The 24,640-nt window shown below is 47.6% G+C and carries 28 protein-coding genes and 2 riboswitches; of the genes, 26 read left to right on the top strand and 2 right to left on the bottom strand.

The genetic code is table 11. The features are described 5' to 3' along the window. Positions 1–283 precede the first annotated feature (283 nt). The 3 genes from iscB to galT all read left to right on the top strand — a co-directional run bounded on the left by iscB (position 284) and on the right by galT (position 3,083). A complete protein-coding gene (iscB, locus tag V1499_RS17650; RefSeq protein WP_409271210.1) occupies positions 284–943 on the top strand; it encodes an RNA-guided endonuclease IscB in 660 nt (219 codons plus the stop codon). After that, the gene (locus V1499_RS17645; protein WP_409271208.1) at positions 880–1,173 is read left to right on the top strand and encodes an HNH endonuclease; all 294 of its coding nucleotides are present in this window, start codon (positions 880–882) and stop codon (positions 1,171–1,173) included. The genes iscB and V1499_RS17645 overlap by 64 nt, the downstream gene beginning before the upstream one ends. A 416-nt stretch (positions 1,174–1,589) precedes the next feature. Beyond that, entirely contained in the window at positions 1,590–3,083 is a 1,494-nt protein-coding gene (gene galT, locus V1499_RS17640; protein WP_409271206.1) for a UDP-glucose--hexose-1-phosphate uridylyltransferase, read from the top strand. Positions 3,084–3,258: 175 nt separating this feature from the next. Here galT and V1499_RS17635 read toward each other — a convergent pair whose 3' ends face one another. Then, the gene (locus V1499_RS17635; RefSeq protein ID WP_409271204.1) at positions 3,259–4,569 is read right to left on the bottom strand and encodes a polysaccharide deacetylase family protein; all 1,311 of its coding nucleotides are present in this window, start codon (positions 4,567–4,569) and stop codon (positions 3,259–3,261) included. A 392-nt stretch (positions 4,570–4,961) separates the two neighbouring features. Here V1499_RS17635 and V1499_RS17630 point away from each other — a divergent pair, with 392 nt between their 5' ends. Beyond that, positions 4,962–5,405: a DUF5946 family protein gene (locus V1499_RS17630; RefSeq protein ID WP_409271202.1), complete on the top strand. Its 444-nt coding sequence runs from the start codon at positions 4,962–4,964 to the stop codon at positions 5,403–5,405. A 225-nt stretch (positions 5,406–5,630) separates the two neighbouring features. Here V1499_RS17630 and V1499_RS17625 read toward each other — a convergent pair whose 3' ends face one another. Beyond that, positions 5,631–5,924 carry a transporter suffix domain-containing protein gene (locus V1499_RS17625; protein WP_409271200.1) on the bottom strand — a complete coding sequence of 98 codons (294 nt, stop codon included), beginning with the start codon at positions 5,922–5,924 and terminating at the stop codon, positions 5,631–5,633. A gap of 163 nt (positions 5,925–6,087) precedes the next feature. Here V1499_RS17625 and V1499_RS17620 point away from each other — a divergent pair, with 163 nt between their 5' ends. The 22 genes from V1499_RS17620 (at position 6,088) to V1499_RS17515 (ending at position 24,616) form a co-directional block, all read left to right on the top strand. Beyond that, positions 6,088–6,864 (top strand): Cof-type HAD-IIB family hydrolase, encoded by a 777-nt coding sequence (locus V1499_RS17620; protein WP_409271198.1) that lies wholly within the window; start codon positions 6,088–6,090, stop codon positions 6,862–6,864. A 304-nt stretch (positions 6,865–7,168) separates the two neighbouring features. Beyond that, complete coding sequence (locus V1499_RS17615) at positions 7,169–7,525, top strand: arsenate reductase family protein (RefSeq protein WP_409271196.1); 357 nt, start codon at positions 7,169–7,171, stop codon at positions 7,523–7,525. 81 nt (positions 7,526–7,606) lie between these two features. After that, complete coding sequence (gcvH, locus tag V1499_RS17610; RefSeq protein WP_409271194.1) at positions 7,607–7,987, top strand: glycine cleavage system protein GcvH; 381 nt, start codon at positions 7,607–7,609, stop codon at positions 7,985–7,987. Positions 7,988–8,113: 126 nt separating this feature from the next. Then, a complete protein-coding gene (locus tag V1499_RS17605) occupies positions 8,114–8,353 on the top strand; it encodes a YusG family protein (protein WP_409271192.1) in 240 nt (79 codons plus the stop codon). A 209-nt stretch (positions 8,354–8,562) separates the two neighbouring features. Continuing rightward, positions 8,563–8,931 carry a toprim domain-containing protein gene (locus V1499_RS17600; RefSeq protein ID WP_316571524.1) on the top strand — a complete coding sequence of 123 codons (369 nt, stop codon included), beginning with the start codon at positions 8,563–8,565 and terminating at the stop codon, positions 8,929–8,931. Beyond that, positions 8,928–9,239, top strand: coding sequence for a thioredoxin family protein (locus V1499_RS17595; protein ID WP_409271190.1), 312 nt, complete (start codon positions 8,928–8,930; stop codon positions 9,237–9,239). The genes V1499_RS17600 and V1499_RS17595 overlap by 4 nt, the downstream gene beginning before the upstream one ends. 547 nt (positions 9,240–9,786) lie before the next feature. Continuing rightward, entirely contained in the window at positions 9,787–11,061 is a 1,275-nt protein-coding gene (locus V1499_RS17590; RefSeq protein ID WP_409271189.1) for an MFS transporter, read from the top strand. Positions 11,062–11,213: 152 nt separating this feature from the next. Next, complete coding sequence (locus V1499_RS17585) at positions 11,214–11,561, top strand: hypothetical protein (protein ID WP_409271187.1); 348 nt, start codon at positions 11,214–11,216, stop codon at positions 11,559–11,561. A gap of 63 nt (positions 11,562–11,624) precedes the next feature. Then, a riboswitch (SAM riboswitch) is annotated at positions 11,625–11,724 on the top strand. A 171-nt stretch (positions 11,725–11,895) separates the two neighbouring features. Then, positions 11,896–12,008: riboswitch (SAM riboswitch) on the top strand. Positions 12,009–12,168: 160 nt separating this feature from the next. Beyond that, the gene (locus tag V1499_RS17580) at positions 12,169–13,194 is read left to right on the top strand and encodes a methionine ABC transporter ATP-binding protein (protein WP_409271185.1); all 1,026 of its coding nucleotides are present in this window, start codon (positions 12,169–12,171) and stop codon (positions 13,192–13,194) included. Continuing rightward, a complete protein-coding gene (locus tag V1499_RS17575; protein ID WP_316571529.1) occupies positions 13,187–13,855 on the top strand; it encodes a methionine ABC transporter permease in 669 nt (222 codons plus the stop codon). The genes V1499_RS17580 and V1499_RS17575 overlap by 8 nt, the downstream gene beginning before the upstream one ends. Before the next feature lie 52 nt (positions 13,856–13,907). Further along, the gene (locus tag V1499_RS17570; protein WP_409271182.1) at positions 13,908–14,747 is read left to right on the top strand and encodes a MetQ/NlpA family ABC transporter substrate-binding protein; all 840 of its coding nucleotides are present in this window, start codon (positions 13,908–13,910) and stop codon (positions 14,745–14,747) included. 177 nt (positions 14,748–14,924) lie between these two features. Then, positions 14,925–15,296 carry a carboxymuconolactone decarboxylase family protein gene (locus V1499_RS17565; protein WP_409271180.1) on the top strand — a complete coding sequence of 124 codons (372 nt, stop codon included), beginning with the start codon at positions 14,925–14,927 and terminating at the stop codon, positions 15,294–15,296. Between the two features lie 206 nt (positions 15,297–15,502). Next, positions 15,503–15,751: a hypothetical protein gene (locus tag V1499_RS17560; protein WP_409271178.1), complete on the top strand. Its 249-nt coding sequence runs from the start codon at positions 15,503–15,505 to the stop codon at positions 15,749–15,751. Between the two features lie 366 nt (positions 15,752–16,117). Further along, on the top strand, positions 16,118–16,903 hold the full coding sequence (sufC, locus tag V1499_RS17555) for a Fe-S cluster assembly ATPase SufC (protein ID WP_409271176.1): 786 nt from the start codon (positions 16,118–16,120) through the stop codon (positions 16,901–16,903). A gap of 18 nt (positions 16,904–16,921) precedes the next feature. After that, a complete protein-coding gene (sufD, locus tag V1499_RS17550) occupies positions 16,922–18,226 on the top strand; it encodes a Fe-S cluster assembly protein SufD (RefSeq protein WP_409271174.1) in 1,305 nt (434 codons plus the stop codon). Then, positions 18,226–19,455 (top strand): cysteine desulfurase, encoded by a 1,230-nt coding sequence (locus V1499_RS17545; RefSeq protein WP_409276329.1) that lies wholly within the window; start codon positions 18,226–18,228, stop codon positions 19,453–19,455. Before sufD ends, V1499_RS17545 begins: the two co-directional genes overlap by 1 nt. Continuing rightward, on the top strand, positions 19,445–19,885 hold the full coding sequence (gene sufU / locus V1499_RS17540) for a Fe-S cluster assembly sulfur transfer protein SufU (protein WP_409271173.1): 441 nt from the start codon (positions 19,445–19,447) through the stop codon (positions 19,883–19,885). Before V1499_RS17545 ends, sufU begins: the two co-directional genes overlap by 11 nt. A gap of 126 nt (positions 19,886–20,011) precedes the next feature. Continuing rightward, positions 20,012–21,409: a Fe-S cluster assembly protein SufB gene (gene sufB, locus V1499_RS17535; RefSeq protein ID WP_409271171.1), complete on the top strand. Its 1,398-nt coding sequence runs from the start codon at positions 20,012–20,014 to the stop codon at positions 21,407–21,409. 222 nt (positions 21,410–21,631) lie between these two features. Beyond that, the gene (locus V1499_RS17530; RefSeq protein ID WP_409271169.1) at positions 21,632–22,045 is read left to right on the top strand and encodes a hypothetical protein; all 414 of its coding nucleotides are present in this window, start codon (positions 21,632–21,634) and stop codon (positions 22,043–22,045) included. 353 nt (positions 22,046–22,398) lie between these two features. Continuing rightward, complete coding sequence (locus V1499_RS17525; protein WP_409271167.1) at positions 22,399–23,244, top strand: DUF72 domain-containing protein; 846 nt, start codon at positions 22,399–22,401, stop codon at positions 23,242–23,244. Between the two features lie 121 nt (positions 23,245–23,365). Beyond that, positions 23,366–24,187 carry a sulfite exporter TauE/SafE family protein gene (locus tag V1499_RS17520; RefSeq protein WP_409271166.1) on the top strand — a complete coding sequence of 274 codons (822 nt, stop codon included), beginning with the start codon at positions 23,366–23,368 and terminating at the stop codon, positions 24,185–24,187. A gap of 27 nt (positions 24,188–24,214) precedes the next feature. Next, the gene (locus tag V1499_RS17515; protein ID WP_409271164.1) at positions 24,215–24,616 is read left to right on the top strand and encodes a DUF6157 family protein; all 402 of its coding nucleotides are present in this window, start codon (positions 24,215–24,217) and stop codon (positions 24,614–24,616) included. Positions 24,617–24,640 lie beyond the last annotated feature (24 nt).

Below are 24,640 nucleotides of genomic sequence, written 5' to 3'. Positions count from 1 at the left end.
AATTACATCAAACCATACTAAAATGAAACCCAATCGTTTTGGATGAGACTGTTCCGTGCTCTCAAGCCTAAGTGAGTGTAGTTTCCTGAAAGGGAAATAGCACGATGAACTACGTTAGTGGAATCAGGTAAAGAAACACCTGCGGATGTGTCCACCAGTCTGCTGCTCTGTTAGCTATGAGGAAGACCGTTTCCTAGGGTTTGGAAACCAAACGCCGAAATAGCATGTCCTATCCATTGACTTTGGCAAGGAGGAAAATACCCGTAATGGAGGTTGGTCAGAAATGACCCATTGTTTTGTGTTAGATGCGCAAGGCCGCAAATTATCTCCAACAAAAGAAAAACGGGCATGGTATTTAATTCGGAAACAGAAAGCTATTTTGAAATGCAAATTTCCTATGGTAATTCAACTTGTAAGGGAAGTGCCGGAGGAAGAGATTGATTCAACACCCATTCATCTAGGCATTGACGATGGCTCCGGGATTGCTTTAGTACAAGAATGCAGGGCAGAAAATAAGCCTGTATTCAAAGGGACCATTGAACTTCGAATAGATGTAAAAGAAAAATTGGCAGTAAGGCGCGGGCATCGACGGTACAGGAGACAACACAAAAAGTATCGTCCAGCTCGGTTTGATAATCGTTCTTCTTCAAGAAAAGAAGGGAGGATTCCTCCAAGCATCAGACAGAAGAAAGATGCTATCTTGCGTGTAGTGAGACAGCTAACCAAATGGGTGCGTATCGATAAAATATTTTTAGAAGATGTCTTAATCGATATTCGCGCGCTGGAAAAACGCTATAACCCATATCGATGGGAATACCAACAAAGCAATCGCCTAGATGAAAATATAAGAAAGGCAGCCATTCTTCGGGACCGAAATACATGTCAGGATTGTGGTGCAACAAACACCAGAATGGAAGTGCACCACATTACACAAGGCGTTTAAATGGCAGTGATTCCATTCATAATTTAATAACACTCTGTTCAACTTGTCACGAAAAAATAGCAGGGGAAGAGTTGCTCCACAGTCAAAGATTCTATCAAAAAATTAAAGGGAAAAGCATTTCTTTCATTGATGCAATGCATGTAATGCAAGGGAAAACCTATTTGCAAAAAGCTTTGAAAGAAATAGCCCCATTAAACCTTACAACCGGTGGAGATACAGCAAATATATGAATTGATTGGGATATTGAAAAGACTCATGCAAATGACTCCATTGTAAGTTGTAATTTAAGGGTAAACCCAGAACAATGTGAGATGAAAGATTGGGTCATAAAACCCATGATAAAAAGGTCAAACAAGAAAATAAAATCGGCAAACGGTATTTATCACCGGGATTTTGTAAGGTATACAAAACGTAACGGGGAATCCTATATTGCTTATATCACGGCTTTATATCCAGAAAGAAATCAATGTAACATGACAACCATTGATGGAAAGATCTTGAAAAGATACGGTCTTTCAAGACTATCCTTAATATGGCGTTTTAACAAGATTTATTGGTTAATAAATTCAAATGAAGGAGGTGAATCCTGGTAGCATTATAAGGTAAGTGTTACAGTTTGTTACACTTTTTGTTACCAGGGCTTGGCATGGAGGTTTATCAGGCGATAAAGAAGCTTCTCGACCGGGCCCTTGCCTGCGAAATGATCAAACAACAGGATGAAATTTACGCGCGCAACCAGATCATGGCCCTCCTAGCCCTGGACGAATTTATCGAACCGGGCGCGAGTCCGGACGGCAAGGGGATTCCGGATCTCCTCGAGGCGCTCGCTGATTATGCCGCCGGGGAGGGAATCATTGGCGGCCTGGATTTCGAGGGGGAGATTTTTGCCAGTAAGATTATGAATGTCCTCATTCCAAGGCCTTCGGAAGTCAATGCCTTATTTTATGAAAAATATAAAACGGATCCGAACCTAGCGACGGATTATTTTTACGAGCTGAGCAAAAACAGCAATTATATCCAGACGAAACAGATTGCCAAAAACATCAGCTATACGTATGAATCGGACTACGGAACGCTTGATATTACAATCAACCTTTCAAAGCCCGAGAAGGACCCGAAGCAAATCGCCATTGAACGGGAAATGAAAAGCCGCGCCACGGCATATCCAAAATGCCTCCTTTGTATCGAAAATGAAGGATACGCGGGCAGGATTGGCTATCCGGCGCGCTCAAACCATCGGATCATCGGGCTCGAGCTCGGGGGAGAGCCCTGGTATCTCCAATACTCGCCGTATGTGTACTACAACGAGCATTGTATCGTCCTCAGCGCCGAGCACCGCGATATGAAAATCGGCCGTGGGGCGTTCACGCGGCTGCTTGAATTCGTTGGGAAGTTCCCAGCTTATTTTCTCGGTTCGAATGCCGATTTGCCGATTGTCGGTGGATCGATATTGAGCCATGATCATTACCAGGGCGGAAAATACGAATTCGCCATGGCGAGAGCTAGAGAAATCTACTCGTTTCCTCTCGGGGGATTCCCGAATGTGGAAGCGGCAGCGTTGAAATGGCCTCTGTCCGTCATCCGGCTGCGCGGGAACGACCCAAATGAGCTTGTTGGCGCCGCAGACAAGATTTATGAATCGTGGAAAGGCTACAGCGATCCGGACGTGGGAATCGAAGCTTTTACCGGCCAGACGAGGCATAACACGATCACGCCGATTGCGAGGAAGCGCGGCCACCAGTTTGAGATGGACCTTGTCCTCCGCAACAACCGGACGAGCGCCGATCATCCGCTAGGCATTTTCCATCCGCACAGCGATGTCCAGCATATTAAAAAAGAAAACATCGGCCTCATTGAAGTCATGGGGCTGGCCGTTCTGCCGGCAAGGCTTGAATCCGAGCTAAAGGAAATCGAAAGGTACTTGCTCGGTGAAGAGGCGGATGTGAAGGATTACCACCTCGCCTGGGCGGGTGAAATGAAGGAGAGGCACACCATCGAATTGTCGCCTCATACAGTTTCAGCGATTGTCCGGAAAAACGTCGGCGCGAAATTCGCCAGGGTGCTCGAGGATGCTGGCGTCTTCAAACAAACCGAGGAAGGCAAGCGCGCTTTCCGGAAATTCACGGATTTACTGCGATAAGAATGCAAAGCCTGTACCAGCACGAGCTGTTGGTGCGGGTTTTTTTATTTGAAAGGGTTACTACGTAGAATCTACGTGACAAATAACTTCATTTTTATTCAAAGTAAAACGGACGGATTGTTAATTTCCGCCCGTTTTATTCTATTAATCTCATATTTTTTAAAAGGCTTGAACTCTACTTGAATTGAACCGGTACCATGCTTGAAGTAAGAGGCACGAGTTTGAAATTCTGGCTTTTAAAATAATCTAGTAATGCTGGCAAGTTGGCGAGCGTCTCCTCCCGTTCATGCAAAAGCACGACAATCGGCCCCGGTTTCCCCTTTTGTTTTTCGATTTGTTCAATTGTGCTGTCGACGAAGCGGCGATCGCGGTAATACCAGTCCCGGCTGTCGACATTCCAGTCCCACATTTTGTATCCGTGTTCGGCCACAGCCCTCTTATAATCAGGTGTCATATACGGAGAACTGCCGAAAGGGGTACGGATTAACGCCGTATCAATTCCCGTAATCCTTTTTATCGTATCCTTTCCTTGGTTCATTTCCGCTACAACGGTTTGCGCCGAATGGTAAAACTTTTGCTTGTTATGGCTGACTCCGTGCATTCCTAGGCTATGGCCGGAAGCCGCCATCCGTTTGACCGGGCCGGGATATTGTTTCATGTTCCCGTCGAGCAGAAAGAAAGTGGCCTTGGCATTGTATTTGTCGAGCAAGTCGAGGATTTGGTTTGAAACGCGATGCGGGCCGTCGTCAAATGTCAGGTAAAGCTCTCGTTGTTTCCCAGATGGAGCGGGAGGTTTAACTGAAGGTTTGCTTTGGGCGGGAGCTGGCGTTGATTTGCTTGTTTCTTCGTGTTCAGGCTGGTGGGACGGATCAGGATTTTGAGCCTGTTGCTGAGCGGGTTTTGCATTTTCCGCCTGGTTGGAAGCTGGGCTCTGGGCGGTTTTTGCACCCTGATCCTGGTTTGAAGCCGGGCTCTGGGCAGTTTTTGTAGCCTCCGCCTGATTTGGAGACGGGTTCTGGGCAGTTTTTGCAGCCTCGGACTGATTTAAAGTATGATTCTGTACAGGTTTTGAAGTTTGTGCCGAATTTGATGCCGATTGTTGTGCAGGATCCGAAGCCTTCGTGTGATTTGTTCCCGGTTGCCTGGCTTGCTTAGAAGGTACTTGAGTGTTCTGCGCAATCTTCGCTGGCTGTGCCTGCTCCTCAGACGATGCCCCAATGTTTCTGGAAGCAGCGGATACCTGGGTACTTTTGCTTCTGTCAAGTGGCGGAGAAACTGGTTTTACAGGATGAAGCATTGTTCCGTAATTGCGAAACTCCGCCGCGAGTTCGTTTTTTAACCCTGTAACGGCGGTGCTGTCAGTCTTTGCTGTCCTGGCCTTAGACGCATAGGCGCCGGCAGCCATACACATCCCAAAAACAAGCGGAATAAAGGCTAGGCAAATCAATAATGTCTGTATCTTCTTGTTGGCAAGCAGGTTTCCCATCTTTTTTCCCCTCTGTTTCGTAAAAATTAGCCACTCATCTATATAGTCGATTATATTTCTATATCGTTACAAATATTTCTGATATTTTACAAATTACTAGTTTTAGAGAGAGAAAGATAGATGAATTTGTCCTATTTTTCTAAAGAAGTTTGTAACATTTTGCTGGTGGGGAGAATTCCGTCCCTGGCTTCATGAAGGTTTGGGTGGTAAAATATGGGTAGTGGGTATTTTTTTAAAAAAAGCAATTAGACCTGTTGAAAGCTTCGCCTCACAAACAAATTAAAAGCCAGATTTAACGGGGCTGTTTATGAAATGAATCCTATTCGGAGCTGCTCATTTACTATAAATGACTTTAAATGCCTTGGAAAAAAACAATAACAGGGGGTGATAGGATGAACAAGGAAATCAATTATAACAACCGGTGTCCAGAATGTGGCGCCCCGGAAGCAAATGGGCTTGATTGCCGCGGCCAGCTTGAACAAATTCTCGCCTGGGAGCAGTCCGACCCTGATTTGCTCGGGCGGCATTTTTGGACAGTCGCGTGCTTCAATATCCAGCATCCATCATCATTTACGGAAGAAGCCTGGACAGGGCTTTGTACCGTTTTTTGCGAGGCATATGACCATCAATTGTCTGTATTCGATATCCGCCGTAAAGTATCCACGTGGTCGGACGGCCCTGTCAGGATCAGAAGGGAAGTGCCTGCTGACCCGATAGTCCGGGATTGGGCGATGGCCATTTCGGAGGTTTACCTCGCGGGTGAACCAAAAGGAGCGGCCGACCGAGTCCTTGCCTGGTCGAAGGTCATCCGGAAACAGCTCGTGGAGTTTCTCTAAAATCTACTTCCTCAAGGTAAAGAAAGAGACAAGTTTAAATTACTCGTCAAGACCGTTTCGTTCGGAAAAAAGTATCAAACGGTCCTGATACCTCTCGTCAGGACCGTTTCATTCATCAAGAAACTCCAAACTGTCTTTATGCCCCAAGTTTTCCAAAGCACCCCGTCAAAAAGAAAAAACCATGGCATCCCCATCATTCATGCATGAGAGGCGCCATGGTTTTTACTAATCCTTTTTTTGAACACCACTTTTAAACCAATTCATCGGATTCAGGTTTTTCCGGTAACGTGTTACGGCTTCTTTGCCGAGGATAATGCCGCCGATCCAAAAGGTGGCTTCTCCGGCAATTACAAGGCCGCCGGTGATCGCAACCTTTGTCCCAGTTGAAAACGAACTAAGCGGGACGAGCAGGATTGCCGCATAGAAAACGCACGATACAATAATCAATAAGACGCCTAAACGGGTGAGCGTTGCTTTTCTCTTTTGCTGGGCGGCTGTTGCTCCCTCATTCTCAAGCATGAATGACCTCCGATTCTTTTTTCTAAATTATATAGCATTGCCGCCCTGCAGGCTATTGAAAACTGGTGCGTCAGCTTGGTGGATAATTTATGCGTACTTCTGTACAATGGGAAGAATGAACGCAAGTGTGCGGGATTTTTTAAAAAAAAGAAAGGTGTTGGACATGGAAAAAAGCATAATCTTCTTTGATATTGACGGGACTTTGCTTGATGATGACAAACGTCTCCCAGCATCGACAAAGGAAGCCGTATTCAAGCTAAAGGAACTGGGGCACGAGGTTGCGATTGCGACCGGACGCGGGCCGTTCATGTTCGAAGACCTCCGCGAGGAACTAGGCATTGATACGTATGTTTCCTTTAACGGGCAATACGTCGTCCTCCGGGGCAAACCGGTTCACCGTAACCCAATGAATGAGCGGGCCCTTGAGCAGATCACCTTAACAGCTGCAGAAGACAATCATCCCCTAATTTATATGGATCCGTTTGATATGAAAACGAGCGTTCCTGAGCATAACTGGATCGACGAAAGCATGGGTACCCTCAAGCTTTCGAAAAAACCTTCGCATGGCCCTGACTATTTCCGGAACCGGGAAATTTATCAGACACTTCTTTTCTGCCAGCATGAAGAGGAGGTTCGCTATGAAAAAGCATTTAGCGAATTTGATTTTATCCGCTGGCACCCACTCTCCGTCGATGTCCTTCCAGCTGGCGGTTCGAAAGCGAAGGGGATTGAAAAACTCGTCTCCGCCATGGGATTGTCCATTGAAAATGCCTATGCATTTGGCGATGGCCTGAACGACATCGAAATGCTTTCATTTGTTCCGAACAGCGTTGCCATGGGAAATGCCGTACCGGAAGTGAAACAAGCCGCAAAGTATGAAACCATCCATGTCAATGACGGCGGCATTATGCACGGATTGAAACTCGTAGGCCTGCTTTAAGGGGAGGGCGGGCATTCAAATCTGAAAAATCAAGCACACGGACCGTCTGCGTATCACGTAGAAAATCCAAATTGATGTCGTTCCACTGTTTCAGGCAGAAAACCGAACGGAATCAAAACTAGGGTTCCCCGCTTTCTTACGCCGAAAAGAATATGGCAATTTGGTGGCAAAATGAAAATGCATGCAGGAATTTGCGGGAACGTGACGAATAAGTAATTTGCGCCTCATAAGCAAAGGGCAGAATTATGATTTTTCTCACTGATATGATACTATTTCAGGGGAAGAATCTTTAGGGGTGATGCAGTTGGCTTTAACGTTTTATTGGTACCCGAAGTGCGGGACATGCAGGAACGCCAAAAAATGGCTGGATGAGCACGGGATTTCCTATGAAGCGGTACATATCGTCGAGCAGCCGCCGTCAAGGGACGAACTAAAGGACCTTTACGAAAAAAGCGGGCTCGAGCTAAAGAAGTTTTTCAACGTGAGCGGCCAAAAATACCGTGAACTTGGCTTAAAGGATAAAGTCAAGACAGCTTCCGAAGAAGAGCTGCTCGATATCCTTGCTTCGGACGGGATGCTCCTTAAACGGCCGATACTGACTGATGGGAAAAAAGTTACCGTCGGATTCAAGGAAGAGGACTACAAAGAAATGTGGCTTTAGGTGCCTGTGCCGGTCTCGGCATTCATGGTAGTATCGATTAACAATCGATAATAGACAAAAATGGATATTGGAGGGATTGCAATGAGTACACCAAAAGATTTGCGGTATTCAGAAGAGCATGAATGGGTAAAAGTTGAAGGGGAAAAAGTGCGGATCGGCATCACGCATTTCGCGCAATCCGAGCTTGGCGACATCGTTTTCGTAGAACTGCCTGAGGTCGGCGATGAAATAACAGCGGACGAGCCATTCGGCAGCGTCGAGTCCGTCAAAACCGTTTCTGAACTTTACGCTCCAATTAGCGGCAAAGTAGTCGAAGTAAACGAAGACCTTTCCGACAGCCCGGAATTCGTCAACGAATCCCCATACGAAAAAGCATGGATGATCGTTATCGAGCCTTCCGATATGAGTGAAATCGAAAAACTCATGACAGCCGAGCAATACGATGAAATGACCAACGAATAATACAACCGGAGGCCACCTTTAGGAGGGCCTCTTTTTTGTGAAAATTGGCCAACGCCCTAACTTTCCCAACTATGCATTCCAAACGCACCGGGCATGCTAATGAAAAAACAAAAAGGGTGGTCAACCATGACATTAAATGTAAAGAAGCTCGACATAACCGACAGGGTGGTTGGAAAACTGAAAAACGGGGAAATAAAACTATACCTGGAAAACGAACCAATCGGCCGCATCATGCTCGAAGGCGAGGTCGACTTCGAACTGGACAGACGTTTCGACGTAGACCAACAGAGGATTTTCCAGCACATCACCTTTACCGAATACCCCGACGCAAAATATACCGACTGCCAAGATGGTGGATGGTGCTAAGGGCGCTGGCTTAATCCGAAGATAGCGTAACTTAAATCAGGCACAATCCCAGGAAAAAACGTTACACAGATGCCAGTCGGCACCACCCGGGGAGCAAAGTCCTGTATGTTCTTGTATGGCAGTGGTATAGTTGAGGCAGGACGGGAGACTACACACAAAACGCGCGTTTGAATAAGCTATTACCAACAACTTTCCTGCAGGTGATGTCAATGAGCGAAGAATACGCGGATAAAATTATTATTGTTGAAGGCAGATCGGATAAGAAGAAGGTTCTCGGAATGATTAAGGACCGTGTAGAAGTTATATGCACGAACGGGACCATTTCACTTTCCAGGCTTGATGAATTGATTGATTCGTTCGGGGACAGACAGGTGTTTATACTCGCGGACGCTGATGAAGCGGGTGAAAAGCTGAGGAGGCAATTCCGCAGGGAGTATCCGGAGGCGGAGCATCTCTATATTGACAAGATGTACAAAGAGGTCGCGACAGCACCATACCATCACCTTGCCATGGTGCTTTTGGCCGCAAACATTGATGTTCATGCCGAATTTTTGGAGATGGGCCGGAACGCGCAATGAAGGAATGGACAAGCGAAGAAGCTTCCGCCTTTCTTCAAGGCGCGAAAACAGGGCTGCTCTACTTTTATACGCCTCTGTGCGGAACCTGCCAGGTAGCTTCGAAAATGCTTGAAGTTGTCGCTGCAATGAATCGCCAGATGGAAATTGGCAAAATCAATCTCAATTATGCTCCCGAATTCGCGGAGACTTTTGCGATAGAAAGTGTCCCTTGCCTTGTGTTTATCAAGGAAGGGCAAGCAATCGATTCCATTTATGCGTTTCGATCTGTACCGTACCTGCTGGAAAAAATACAAACTGTTTTACGATAAGCGGATGCCGGAGTGCATCCGTTTTTAAATTTTCGAGGGCCACAGGCAGTGAGATGAGTCCCGAAAACTATGTAATCGGGACACAGACCAGGTTTTAGAAGCGCTAAGAGTCCCGAAAACCAGGGAATCGGGACACAAAACCGGTTTTAGAAGCGCTATGAGTCCCGAAAACCAAGGAATTAGGACACAAATCAGGTTTTAGGTCCAAGATGAGTCCCGAAAACCCCAAAGCCCAACCACCTTCTGCCATCGACAACGGCACTTTCTTGGAGAAATCAACAGCCATATCCCCACTTAACCTTACGAATGAGCACGCAACTTGAGAACACTCCATATCCAACCTGCCAGCCCTCTTATGGCAACTGCTTTCGCCACCCCCCTCAAAATTCGAACAAATTTCAAAAAAATAGGCATGTACCAGTAAGTTCCCTAGTTTACAAAATGTTCCTGACCGATTATGATACTTAGGGAGGCGAAATAAATACGCTTTCCAAGAAGGGAATTATGGTTCGGGCTATGCCCGTACATCTGCAAAGGGCGGATCATGATGGCATTTTACAAAGGGTGGGCCCAACAGTTTAACGCCTATAACTACAATATTAAACTGAGTATGGCTGCCAATATCATTACCCAGATTGGAATTGGCATTTTCATTGTTATTTATAATTTTTATGTTCGCGAATTGGGTTATTCGGAATCCGTGAACGGGCAGATTATTTCAATGGCATCACTAGCTACGGCGATGGTCCTTGTACCCGCAGGAATCATTGGCGACAAATTCGGCAGGAAAAGGGTTATTTTCACGGGCATTCTCGTATCTGGAACCTTGCTCATCATGAGAGCATTGGCAGCGGATGAAACGATGCTTGTGTATTTGGCATTTGCTGCGGGCCTTTCGGGCGCATTCCTGCAAGTTTCGGGAATACCGTGGCTGGCTGAAAACTCTGACCCATCCCAGCGGGTCAACCTGTTTTCGCTCCACTTCGCTTTGATGACTGCGGCGAGTGTAATCGGGAACATGCTGGGCGGAATTTTGACCGATTTTTTCGGCCTTTTTTTCACCAGTCTTGAAAGCTTGAGGATCACTCTGTTGATCGGGGCCGCAATTTATTTGGGAGGAGCGATCCCGGCCTTTAAGTTCAGGACCCCCGCCAATCGTATGGAAAAATCGCAAACAGATGACGCCGGAAGGAAAAAAGCCGCGTTTAATTGGAGCGGTTTCAAAATCATTGCCCTTTTTGCAATCGCGCAAATGCTGATTGGATTTGGGGCGGGGCTCGTCATTCCGTACCTGAATCTTTATTTTGCGGGACGGTTTTCGGCTTCAACATCGACGACCGGATTCATCATTTCACTTGGCCAGGCGGCAACCGCTTTTGCTATGATTATCGGGCCCAAGGTCGTCAAGCGCGTCGGGGAGGTTAGGGCTGTCGTTATCCTGCAGTTGTTGTCGCTTCCATTCCTGCTTTTGACCGCCTACACGGAAAACTTGTGGCTAGCCGCGATTGGTTTCCTGTTCAGGCAGGCGCTCATGAATGCCGGGAACCCGATTCAAAGTTCGCTCATCATGTCACGTGTTGACGATTCTATGAAGGGATTGGCCAATTCGATCAACCAGACTGTTTTCAATTTAGGGTGGGCGTTTATGGGGCCGGTTTCAACCGGAATCGTAGTCAGGTACGGCGACTATTGGGGCTATGCATATGTCTTCACGATAACCGCAAGCCTTTACTTAATTAGTTCTGTTTACTTCTATCTTGTTTTCGGGAGGAAGGTTTTAAAAAACCAGGCTTCCCAGGTTCCAAAAGCTGCCGGAATGTGACATATTTCCCCGGAATTTTTGCATTACCTTTTAGCTTTGGCGGATTTTTTTGAAAAAAACACAAAAGAAGCCTGCTTATGAAGATTTTGTCGAACGAATAATGGAGGATTCCTACTTCCGGAAATGAATTAAGTAAGCAGGGGGGATTCACAATGATTGAGCAGATTCATCGGTTCTGTGCCAATTTTAATAAAAAGCCGCATATCCATTCTTTATTTGGCAGCAGCCAGACGGTTTATATACAAATTGGAGGTTCTCTTGTGGAGTTTGGGGACGGTAAGGCGATTGTTTCAAACGGTGAGATCCTAAGCAAACCCTTGCTTGCAAACATCACGGGAAGCCCTGAAGCTATCAGCGAACTGCTTTGCGGCACGAAAAGAATACGCGATCTGCTCAATCATCGGGCAATAAATATCGATGCGTCTTTCCGCACTGTGCTGAAGCTTGAATCGATCTTTCTTTTGGCAAAGGAAAATGAGTTTGAAAAAATTCCCTATTGACGGGAATTATGTATTAAGATAAACTTTCATTAAATCTTTGGCAAGATTCTAAAAATTTTATAATTCTTATCAAGAGAGGCGGAGGGAATGGCCCAATGATGCCCGGCAACCGGTGAAAGCACGGTGCCAATTCCAGCAGGGAGACTCCCTGTAAAGATAAGAGGAGATAGCCCCTCTTCTTATGGAGCGGGTTTTTATTTTTAGGGGATTGTAGATGATTTTCCATTGTGCAATCCTGCCTGATATTTCCGGCCCTAGTTCAAAAACTTCTTTATTGACACCTTAATTTCGCCATGATACGATAGCAATCGTGATTAATTGAATAGCTTAGCTACTCTTATCAAGAGAGGTGGAGGGATGTGCCCGATGAAGCCCGGCAACCGTCACAGGATGATTTCTGTGAAATGGTGCCAATTCACACAAAGCGTTCGCTTTGGGAGATGGGAGAAAGGATAAATGTTTATTATGCCTTTCTGCCCGGTTGCAGAAAGGCTTTTTACTTTTTTCGGAATGAATCCTTTTGTATATTCAAACGATAGGATTAGATAGAACAAGGCATGATTGCTGCCCTGCATGATGGGTAAATGGGTGTAAAGAAGGTGATTCGATGATTTCGATAAAAAATGTCAGAAAAAGCTTTCCTTCAAAACATGGGACACTGACAGCGGTTGATAATGTCAATCTCGATATACGCGAAGGGGAAATCTTCGGCGTTATCGGGTACAGCGGCGCCGGCAAAAGTACGTTGATCCGGATGCTGAACAGGCTAGAAAGCCCAACCGAAGGATCCATAACGATTGCAGGCCGTGAAATCTCGAAAATTTCGGGAAGAGAGCTTAGGAAGGCACGCCAGGAAATCTCAATGATTTTCCAGCATTTCAATCTTCTTTGGTCACGCACAGTCCGGGAAAACATCGCGTTTCCGCTTGAAATTGCCGGAATTTCGGGGCCGAAGCGCAAAAAGCGTGTCGATGAGCTAATTAAGCTTGTCGGCCTTGAGGGCAGGGAAAATGCGTACCCGTCACAATTAAGCGGCGGGCAAAAGCAGCGTGTCGGCATTGCTAGGGCGCTTGCGAATAACCCAAAGGTCTTGCTTTGCGACGAAGCGACATCCGCTCTCGATCCGCAGACGACGGATTCGATTCTTGACCTGTTGGTCGACATTAACAAGCGGCTCGGTTTGACGATTGTCCTGATTACCCACGAAATGCATGTTATCAGGAAAATCTGCCACCGCGTCGCCGTTATGGAGAGCGGAAGAATCGTTGAGCTCGGCCCGGTGCTGGATGTCTTTAAGAATCCACAGCAGCCAATAACGAAGCGATTCGTCCAGCAGGTAACGGAGCCTGAGGAAACAAAGGATGCGGTAGAGCATCTACTCGAACGCCTTCCATCCGGAAAGGTCATCCAGCTCACATTTGTCGGCGAGGCGACTGAACAGCCTCTTATCACAAACTTGATCAGGAAGTTTGATATAACGGCCAATATTTTGCAGGGAAAGATCTCACAAACGCAAAGCGGATCCTACGGTACTCTGTTCCTTCATCTTGATGGACCGGAAAGCGAACTCGGAAAGGCGCTGGAATATATTAATTCCCAGCAGGTAGGCGTGGAGGTGATTGCGAATGCTTGAAACCTATTTCCCGAATGTCGTCTGGGAAAATATGTGGGCGGCAACACGTGAAACGCTTTACATGACGAGCATATCCGTTGCAGTTACATTTGTCCTCGGCATCATCCTTGGATTGCTTCTCTTCCTTACTGGGAAGGGCAACCTTTGGGAAAATGCATTCATTAATAAAATCATTGCAGCTTTTGTGAATGTCTTCCGTTCAATTCCTTTCATCATCCTGATTGTCCTGCTCATCCCGTTCACGGTTTTCGTAGTCGGGTCCATGATAGGGGAAAATGCCGCATTGCCGGCACTCATTATCGGTTCGGCGCCGTTTTACGCGAGGATGGTTGAAATTGGGCTGCGTGAAATTGATAAAGGTGTCATCGAAGCGGCCAAATCAATGGGCGCGTCAACCTGGACGATTATTTGGAAAGTGCTATTGCCCGAATCAATGCCGGCGCTTGTTTCCGGAATTACCGTTACAGCGATCGCCCTTGTCAGCTACACGGCAATGGCCGGCGCGATTGGCGCTGGAGGACTTGGAAACCTTGCTTACCTTGAAGGCTTCCAGAGAAGCCGCAATGACGTAACAGTTATGGCAACTATCATCATCCTAATTATTGTTTTTATCATTCAATTAATCGGGGATACGATTACCCGTAAATTGGATAAAAGATAAATCCCTCAGTCCGCGCGGCTGATAGTTTACTTACAACAAAGGAGAAGAGAACATGAAAAAATGGCTTGGAACACTTTTAACATTCGCCCTTGTCCTCGTACTCGCTGCTTGCGGCAGCTCCGATGACAACAAAGCGGGAAGCGACAAAAAGGAAGACGACAACAAACTCGTTGTTGGCGCTACAAACGTACCGCATGCTGAGATTCTTGAAGAAGCGAAGCCGATTTTAAAAGAAAAAGGCATCGACCTTGAAATCAAAACATTTACGGACTATGTTCTTCCTAACAAAGCATTGGACGCAAAGGAACTTGATGCTAACTTCTTCCAGCACATTCCATATTTTGAAGCTCAAATCAAGGAAAATGGCTATGATTTTGCCAACGCTGGCGGAGTCCACATTGAGCCGATCGGCGTTTATTCCAAGAAATACAAGAGCCTTGATGATTTGCCAGATGGCGCGCACATTATTGTGAGCAGCTCTGTTCCTGACCATGGCCGCATCCTTTCCATGCTAGAAAGCAAAGGGCTAATCAAGCTGAAAGATGGCGTTAACAAAGTTGAAGCGACTGTTGAAGACATCGTTGAAAACCCTAAAAACCTTAAATTCGATGCGAAATACGAAGCAAAGCTTCTGCCGCAAATCTACAACCAAGGTGAAGGCGATGCAGTGCTCATCAACTCGAACTATGCAATTGACACAGGCCTGAACCCAATTGAAGATTCAATTGCCATTGAAGAATCTGATTCACCATACGTCAACATCATCGCTGTCAACAAAGGCGATGAAAACAGCGACAAAATCAAAACTCTTTTGGAAGTCCTGCACTCCAAGGAAATTCAGGACTTCATTCTTGAAAAGTACAAAGGCTCAGTCGTTCCGGTATCCGAATAATCGGCTTGCGGACCGGCTTTCCTTAGGAAAAATGTGATACTTCTAATTTGGTGGCCCCCATTCTAAATGGGGGCCGTTTTTTGTTTATCCTTGGATGGAAGCCTGCCGTCAATACGCATACTTCCCCGGCCATTTCTTCATACTAACGAGGACAATGAATCGTTAGGAGTGGAAGAAATGGAACATTTTCACGAGCCCAAAAATTCAACTGAAGAAGCATTATACGAATATAAAGCTGGCCTTGGCGTCTTTACGAAAAAAATGCCCGAAATAGCGCGCCTGTACAACGCGTTCACAGAGGAATGCTTTAAGGAAGGCGCCCTCTCCCAAAAGGACAAGCACCTGATTGCGCTTGGCGTTTCCCTTCACGCGCAGGATGAATATTGTATCATTTATCACCTGAAAGGCTGCCTTGACCAAGGGGCGTCCGAGGATGAAATTCTTGAAACAGTCGGCGTCACTGCGGCATTCGGCGGCGGCGCTGCCATGAGCCAAGGCGTCACCCTCGTCCAGGAAGCAATCGACGAACTCAACCAGCTGAAGCAGTAAAAAGATAATCCTTCCGTAATGGCAATTGGAAGAGACCTCAATCAACATCGGAGCTATGAAGACAGTTTTGAAGGAGTTTTGAGATTGATACTATCTTCATTCCTACCCCCAACAGGAACATTTTTCCACAAGTTCCTCCCTTTACCGTCCGGAAATTTGTTTTTATAAAATGTCCAAGGGTATACACTTAAAGTCGGAGAAATTCAATGCAAGAGTCAATGGCCATTTTACAAAAACCAAACGCAATGGGTAAACGAAAGGACGTTTTATTTGTGGAAAAGCTTAACATGAGGTATACATCCGAGATGGAGAAAGCGATGCAAGGATCTCATGGGGTTGGGTACGAGGAGTACAAGCTAAAGCATGACGTGCGGATGGAGGTTGAGCAGCGCCGCGAGAGGGAATATGTGAAAAGCCAGCGGATGATTGCGGATATAGAGCGGAAAATTTTCTAGGAAAAAAAACCCTGAAAGAAGGCGCTCCCGGATGGGAACACCTTCTTGCGGGATGGACATACTATATAATAGGAAGAAAGCCGGAGAGCCAGTGGACCGTATCATTGGCTTTTCGGCTTTTTTTAAGCTATTGTTAAAGCGTGTATACATGAAGCTGTCCGGGCAAGGGGACAATACCCTTGAAAAATCGAAAGGGAAATTCTCATTCTGCCTGGTTCAGTGACAATCCGATAGCGCCGAAACATTCGGTTTAGAGGGTTGCTAACACATTTGATTTGTTATAAGATTGGAATGAGAATAAAATGAGAATGGAAGTTTCCGCAATTTAGCCGGGCAGACTTCCTCATTAGTAGCGGAGGTATTGATATGGGTGGATCAACTTTAACGATCAAAGATCTTCATGTCTCGATCGAAGGGAAAGAAATTTTGAAGGGTGTAAACCTTGAAGTAAAAGGCGGGGAAATCCATGCGATCATGGGCCCTAACGGAACAGGGAAATCGACTCTCTCTTCCGCGATTATGGGACATCCTAAATATGAAATAACAAGTGGTTCCATTACGCTTGACGGCGATGACGTCCTTGAAATGGAAGTTGACGAGCGCGCGCGTGCGGGGCTTTTCCTTGCGATGCAATATCCAAGCGAAATCAGCGGCGTAACCAATGCCGATTTTTTACGTTCAGCCATCAACAGCCGCAGGGGCGAAGGCAATGAAATTTCATTAATGAAATTCATCCGCCAGATGGACTCCCAAATGGACTTCCTTGAAATGGACCAGGACATGGCCCAGCGCTACCTGAATGAAGGTTTCTCCGGCGGTGAAAAGAAGCGGAACGAAATCCTTCAGCTCATGATGCTTGAGCCGAAAATTGCCATTCTTGACGAGATCGACTCCGGTCTGGATATCGACGCGTTGAAGGTCGTATCCAAAGGAATCAATCAAATGCGTGGCGAAGAGTTCGGTTGTTTAATTATTACACACTATCAGCGCCTTCTAAACTACATTACCCCGGACCATGTGCATGTTATGATGCAGGGCCGTATTGTAAAATCGGGCGGACCGGAACTTGCGAAGCGCCTTGAGGCGGAAGGATACGAGTGGATCAAGCAAGAGCTTGGCATTGAAGATGAAACTGTCGGCCAAGAAGCATAAGCATTAGGGGGACTAGAGATGACTACTGAAACCATTTTGCCTTTTGACAAAGAGTTCATCAGCTCTTTTTCAAAAGATAAGGCCGAACCGGCATGGCTTGAGGAATTGCGTCTGAAGGCTTTTGCCAGCCTCGATTCTCTGCCAATGCCAAGGCCCGATAAAACAAAGATTGATAAGTGGAACTTTACGCAGTTCGAACGCCACACAGTCGAAAGCGAACCTTTCACATCCCTGAATGACCTTTCCGATGATGTAAAGGCGCTTGTCGATATCGAAGGCCAAAAGAACCTATATATCCAGAGGAACAACACGCCGGCCTATCTTTCCCTGTCACAGGATCTAAAGGATCAGGGCGTTGTGTTTACCGATATTTTCACGGCAGCGAAGGAGCATGGCGACCTGCTGCGCCGTTACTTCATGAACCAGGCCGTCCAGGTTGACGAGCACCGCCTCACAGCGCTGCATGCGGCATTGATGAACGGAGGCGCGTTCCTGTACATTCCTAAAAACCTTGAAGTAAGCGAGCCAATCCAGGCTGTTTATCTCCATGATAATGCCGAAACGAACCTGTTCAACCATGTCATTGTCGTTGTTGACGACAACAGCTCGGCGACATATGTTGAAAACTACATTTCAACTGTCGATGGACAAGGCGTGTTCAATATCGTCAGCGAAGCTGTCCTTGGCACGAACGCACGCCTCCAATACGGGGCGGTTGACACTCTGGCCAAAGGCATTACGACTTATGTAAACCGCCGCGGCGTCACTGGCAGGGATGCAAGGATCGACTGGGCGCTTGGCCTGATGAACGATGGCAACACGATTTCCGACAACGTGACGAACCTTGTCGGCGACGGTTCCCACGGCGACCTGAAAACAGTCGTTGTCGGGCGCGGGGAACAAGTTCAGAACTTTACAACACAGATTGTCCATTTTGGTAAAAATACAGAAGGTTTTATCCTGAAGCATGGCGTCATGAAGGACAGCGCAACGTCGATTTTCAACGGTATCGGCAAAATCGAGCATGGCGCGACCAAATCGAATGCCGTTCAGGAATCACGTGTCCTGATGCTTAGCGAAAAAGCGCGCGGAGACGCGAACCCAATTCTCTTGATCGATGAAGACGATGTTACCGCGGGCCACGCAGCTTCTGTCGGCCGTGTCGACCCAATCCAGCTGTACTACCTGATGAGCAGGGGAGTTCCGAAATCGGAGGCAGAACGCCTTGTCATTCACGGCTTCCTTGCGCCGGTCGTCAACCAGCTGCCGATTGAAGGGGTCAAAAAGCAGCTGACCGAAGTGATTGAGAGGAAAGTAAGATGATGAATTCAGCCGAAATCCGCCAGCTGTTTCCAATTTTGAACCAGGAAGTAAACGGAAAGCCGCTCGTCTACCTTGACAGCGGCGCGACTTCCCAAAAGCCGGTTCAGGTCATTGAAGCGCTTGACAAATACTATCGCGAATATAATTCCAACGTCCACCGCGGGGTCCATACGCTCGGCACGAAGGCGACTGACGCCTTTGAAGGGGCCAGGGAAAAAGCGCGAAAGTTCATCAATGCCAAATCGACCCAGGAAATCATATTCATGCGCGGGACGACGACAGCACTAAACCTTGTTGCCCACAGCTTTGGCACGGCGAATTTACGGGAAGGCGATGAAATCGTCATTACCCCGATGGAACACCACAGCAACATCATACCGTGGCAGCAGGCCGCAAAACGGACCGGCGCCACACTGAAATACATGCCTCTTCAGGAAGACGGCACGATTTCCCTCGATGATGCGCGGAAGACGATTACGAAAAACACGAAAATCGTTTCCGTCGTCCATATTTCCAACGTACTCGGTGTAGTGAACCCGGTCAAGGAAATCGCCAAAATCGCCCATGAAAATGGCGCGGTCATGGTCGTCGACGGCGCCCAGAGCGCACCCCATATGAAGGTGGATGTCCAGGATTTGGATTGCGATTTCTTTGCTTTTTCCGGCCATAAAATGTGCGGACCGACTGGAATTGGGGTATTATACGGGAAAAAGGACCTTTTGGAAAACATGGAGCCGATTGAATTTGGCGGCGAAATGATCGATTTCGTCCATGATTTCGAGTCGACCTGGAAAGAGCTGCCGTGGAAGTTCGAGGCTGGTACCCCGATCATCGCGGGCGCCATCGGACTTGGCGCTGCCATCGACTTTTTGCAGGAAATCGGTATGGACAATATCGACGCACATGACCGAAGGCTCGGCGCCTACGCGCTTGACAAGATGTCCCGAATCGAAGGAATGAAGATTTACGGCTCAACGGATCCTGCCAAGCGCACTGGCATCGTGACCTTCAATATCAATGACGTCCACCCGCACGATGTCGCCACTGTCCTTGACGCGGAAGGCGTTGCCGTCCGTGCGGGCCACCACTGCGCCCAGGTGCTGATGAGGTGGCTGAAGGCTTCGGCCACGGCAAGGGCAAGCATGTATTTGTACAACACGGAAGAAGATGTTGACAGGCTCGTTGACGGACTTGTCAAAACAAAGGAGTATTTCAGCGATGTCTTCTAATAACTTGGATCAGCTTTACCGCCAGGTGATCATGGACCACTACAAAAACCCACGCAACAAAGGGGTAATCGAGGATGGCAGCCTGACTGTCAATATGAATAACCCAACTTGTGGCGACCGGATCCAGCTGACGATGAACGTTGAAGACGGAATTGTAACGAATGCGAAGTTCGAAGGGGAAGGCTGCTCGATTTCGATGTCTTCCGCTTCGATGATGACGCAGGCAATTAAAGGGAAAAAAATCGACGACGCCCTCAAGCTGTCGAAAATTTTCTCCGATATGATGCAGGGAAAAGACTACGACGACGATCTAGACCTCGGCGACATCGAAGCCCTCTCCGGCGTTTCGAAGTTCCCGGCGCGGATCAAATGCGCGACACTGGCATGGAAAGCAATGGAAAAGGGACTCGCGGATGCTACTAAAGAATAGGTTTGAAAGCCTTCGGAAGCGGTGTGCGTGCAGGGCAACAATATCGGGCCTCCGGTACTGTGCGTTGGCGCAAAGCACCTTTTCAAAAAAAGGCCTTTAAAAACCTAAGAATGGAGGAAAACGGTGATGGCTAAAAAAGCGCCAGAAATCGGTGATTATAAATATGGCTTTGCCGACAGGGACGTTTCCATCTTCCGGTCGAAGCGCGGGCTGACGCGCGAGATCGTTGAGGAAATTTCGAAAATGAAGGAAGAACCGCAATGGATGCTCGATTTCCGCCTGAAATCGCTTGAGCATTTCTACAAGATGCCGATGCCTCAGTGGGGTGGGGACCTGAATTCGTTGAACTTCGACGAAATCACTTATTATGTCAAGCCATCCGAAAAGACTGAACGCTCTTGGGATGAGGTGCCTGAGGAAATCAAGGCGACGTTCGATAAGCTCGGCATCCCGGAAGCGGAACAGAAGTACTTGGCTGGGGTTTCCGCCCAGTACGAATCGGAAGTTGTTTACCATAATATGCAGGAAGACCTTGAAAAGCTTGGGATCGTCTTTAAGGATACCGACTCCGCGCTTAAGGAAAACGAAGAGATTTTCCGCAAGCACTGGGCGACGGTTATCCCTCCGACCGACAACAAGTTCGCTGCATTGAACTCGGCGGTTTGGTCCGGCGGCTCGTTTATCTACGTACCGCCAGGCGTGAAGGTCGATACTCCGCTCCAGGCGTACTTCCGCATCAACTCCGAAAACATGGGGCAGTTCGAACGGACACTGATTATTGTGGATGAAGGGGCCCATGTACACTATGTTGAAGGCTGTACGGCGCCTGTCTACACGACGAATTCGCTGCACAGCGCGGTCGTGGAAATCATTATCAAGAAAGATGCCTACTGCCGTTATACGACGATCCAGAACTGGGCGAACAACGTTTATAACCTCGTTACGAAGCGCGCGGTTTGTGACGCGAACGCAACGATGGAATGGATCGACGGCAACATCGGCTCGAAGCTGACAATGAAGTATCCGGCAGTCATCCTGCGCGGCGAGGGTGCTCGCGGTTTGACTCTTTCGATCGCATTGGCAGGGAAGGGCCAGCACCAGGACGCGGGCGCGAAAATGCTCCACTTGGCGCCTAACACGTCATCGACAATCGTGTCAAAATCAATCTCGAAGCAGGGCGGAAAGGTTACGTACCGCGGGATTGTCCACTTTGGACGCAAAGCGGACGGCGCCCGTTCCAACATCGAGTGCGACACGTTGATCATGGACAACAAATCGACTTCGGATACGATCCCATATAACGAAATCCTGAATGATAACATTTCGCTCGAGCACGAAGCGAAGGTTTCCAAGGTTTCCGAAGAGCAGCTCTTCTATTTGATGAGCCGCGGAATCTCCGAAGAAGAAGCGACCGAAATGATCGTTATGGGCTTCATCGAGCCATTCACGAAAGAACTTCCAATGGAATACGCGGTTGAAATGAACCGCCTCATCAAGTTCGAGATGGAAGGCTCCATTGGTTAATAAACTTGTTTTAAAACCGTCTGTCCTTTGGGCAGGCGGTTTTTCGTTGTTAACGGAGGGTTCTTCTCTGGGGCCAGAAACGATTCGGGATAAGCAAAGGGGCTTGCCGCGGGTATACGGGGTGGGTGGGTTCGGACAAAGAATTGTAAAATCGAGAAAAGGTGTCTTTCAAATCCCGTTCAGTGACATTCAAAATTTGAAAAGGAAGTCACTCAGATAAAGTTGAGTGACTTTGTGCGGGTAAAATCCGGAAAGGAAGTCACTCAAATCGCGTTGAGTGACATAGTCCGGGAAAAATTCGGAAAGGAAGTCACTCAAATCGCGTTGAGTGACATTGTGCGGGTAAAATCCGAAAAGGAAGTCACTCAAATCGCGTTGAGTGACATTGTGTGGGTAAAATCCGAAAAGGAAGTCACTCAAATCGCGTTGAGTGACATTGTCCGGGTAAAATTCGGAAAGGAAGTCACTCAAATCGCGTTAAGTGACATTGTGTGGATAAAATCCGAAAAGGAAGTCACTCAAATCGCGTTGAGTGACATTGTTGGGGGAAAATTCGAAAAGGAAGTCACTCAAATCCTGTTGAGTGACATTGTGGGGAAAATTCGAAAAGAAAGTCACTCAAATTCTGTTGAGTGACAAAGATTCGTAGAAATCCTGAAAAGGTGTCACTCAAATCCGTTTGAGCGACAAAGATTTGTCCGAAAGAAGAAAAGGTGTCGCACAAATCCGTTTGAGCGACAAAGATTTGCCCGAAAGAAGAAAAGGTGTCACTCAAATCCGCTTGAGCGACAAAGATTGACGTAATATCCGAAAAGGTGTCGCACAAAGACCAAATCCCGCCAAAGCTGTAAGAACGCCACCTCGTTTTTACCCGCCCCAACCCCAACCGCAAACAAAGCCCAGTGTTTACTTTCCTCCGCCCCGGGAAAAAGACGTGAAAAAGGTGGTTTTTGGGTCTATTGTGCTATGATGGGTACTGGAGGGATTGTATGATTTATATTGGAGTGACGGGGTGGGGGGACCATGACAGCCTTTATAGGCCGGGGATGCCTGGCCGCGAGAAGCTAAGCGAATATGCGGGCCATTTTCCGGTTGTTGAGGTCGATGCCGCGTTTTATGCCATTCAGCCTATAAAGAACTCAACGAGATGGGTTGAGCAGGTGCCCGCCGACTTCCAGTTCATCGTCAAAGCCTATCAGGGAATGACCGGCCACCAGCGAGGCGACAGCCCGTTCGAGACAGAAACGGACATGTTCGCCGCGTTCAAGGAATCGCTCAATCCATATTTGGATCATGGCAAGCTTGCCATGGCCCTGTTCCAATTCCCGCCATGGTTTGACTGCAAAAAGGAAAACGTCGACTATTTGCGTTTCTGTAAAGCAGAGATGGGCGACATTCCGTGCGCTGTTGAATTCAGGCACCAATCCTGGTACTCACCGGCTTTCCGCCAACAGACACTTGAGTTCCTCAGGAATGAAAAATGGATTCACTCCGTGTGCGATGAGCCGCAGGCAGGCTCAGGATCAATCCCGATTGTCCTGGAAGCGACCCACCCGGACAAGACGCTCGTCCGGTTCCACGGCAGGAACGTGCACGGCTGGCAAAAGAAAAACGCGAAAAACTGGCGCGAGGTGCGCTATTTATATAAATACAACCGCGAGGAGCTGGCCCAATGGGCAAACTACCTGAAACAGCTCCAGCAACAAAGCAAAGACCTTTACGTACTGTTCAACAACAATTCGGGCGGGGACGCCGCGGGCAACGCAAAGGAAATGATTGAAATCCTCGGCATTGAATACGACATCCTCGCACCACGGCAGCTGGACCTTTTTTAAAAACACTCGGCTTTTTTTAAAAAAATGGCCCATGCGAGCCTTCACGATAATTTATATGGAATCAGCAAACACCACGCAAACAGTAGGCAGGTGCGCGCAACAGTAGGGGATTGACGTACAAATGGAATGGATATTCATTATTTTGCTTGGGATAGCGGCAAGCGCTCTTGGGTCACTCATCGGCCTCGGCGGTGGAATTATCATTGTTCCGGCGCTTCTCTACCTCGGCACGCTCGGCATCTTTCCGGACATCACGCCACAGCAAATCGTAGGAACATCGCTTTTTACAATGATTTTCACCGGCGCCTCCTCGACCGTCGGCTATATCAAACATAAAACAGTAGACTATAAAAGCGGCCTCATTTTCCTGATCGGAAGCGCCCCGGGAGGAATTTTTGGTGCTTGGATGGTCAAAAGCCTTGATGTGCATACCTTTAATCTTTACTTCGGCATGTTCGTCCTATTTGTATCCGCCGTCATGATCCTCCGGAACCGGATCAAGCCGCTTCCGTATAAAAAGGATTCCGGCTATGCGATGGCGTATACGGACAATAGAGGGAAAATCCACGAGTACGGATTCAATCCGTTCCTCGGCATAGCCATTTCCCTGGCGATTGGCTTCATCTCCGGAATATTCGGCGTTGGCGGGGGTTCGCTCATGGTGCCGGCGATGATTCTGCTTTTCTTTTTCCCACCGCATGTTGCCGTGGCAACTTCGATGTTCATGATCTTTTTGTCCTCAATCATCAGCTCGGTCGCCCATATCACACTGGGGAACATCCACTGGCACTATGCTGCCGCCCTTGTTCCCGGCGCCTGGATTGGCGCACAAATCGGCGTTTTCCTGAACGGGCGACTGCAAAGCAAAACAATTGTCCTGATTTTGCGCATCATCCTTGTCATTATCGGCTTGCGCCTTATCTATGAAGGCGTTACCGCTTAATCAAATGAGTGAATGGGGGTACCCAACTTGAGCTACCGGAACACGTTTATAACAGTTTCTGAAGATTGCAAGGCAACCGAAGCAATGGAGCCGTCCGTGAAAAACAACAAGCAAACAGTGGCCTCGATAGAATATCATTTAATTAAAAATAACCCGTATCGGTTTACCCAGGACGATGTCCAATTCGAGACGCATATCAAAAGGAACCATTCCGGCTCAACGGAATTGGATGGCCTGAGGGAACAGTTTTTTGCAAAACCGAAGGCGTGTTTCCGGGCATCGCCGCTCGTCAAAACATATGGATGGGGTATCCATTATGACAATGATGGTAAAGTGGCAATTTACGGGATAGATAGCCCCGAATATAAGGACTTTCTCCATTCGGATTCAGTCAAAGTCATTAAAGGGATACGCTCAAAGAGACAGTAAATTCGTTACCGCACGAAAAGTATG

It is taken from the genome of Neobacillus oceani (genome assembly GCF_046237595.1).
In the GTDB taxonomy this organism is placed as follows: domain Bacteria; phylum Bacillota; class Bacilli; order Bacillales; family Cytobacillaceae; genus Bacillus_D; species Bacillus_D oceani.
The sequence above is the reverse complement of the archived record's forward strand: the minus strand, read 5'-3'. Positions and strand labels throughout refer to the sequence as shown.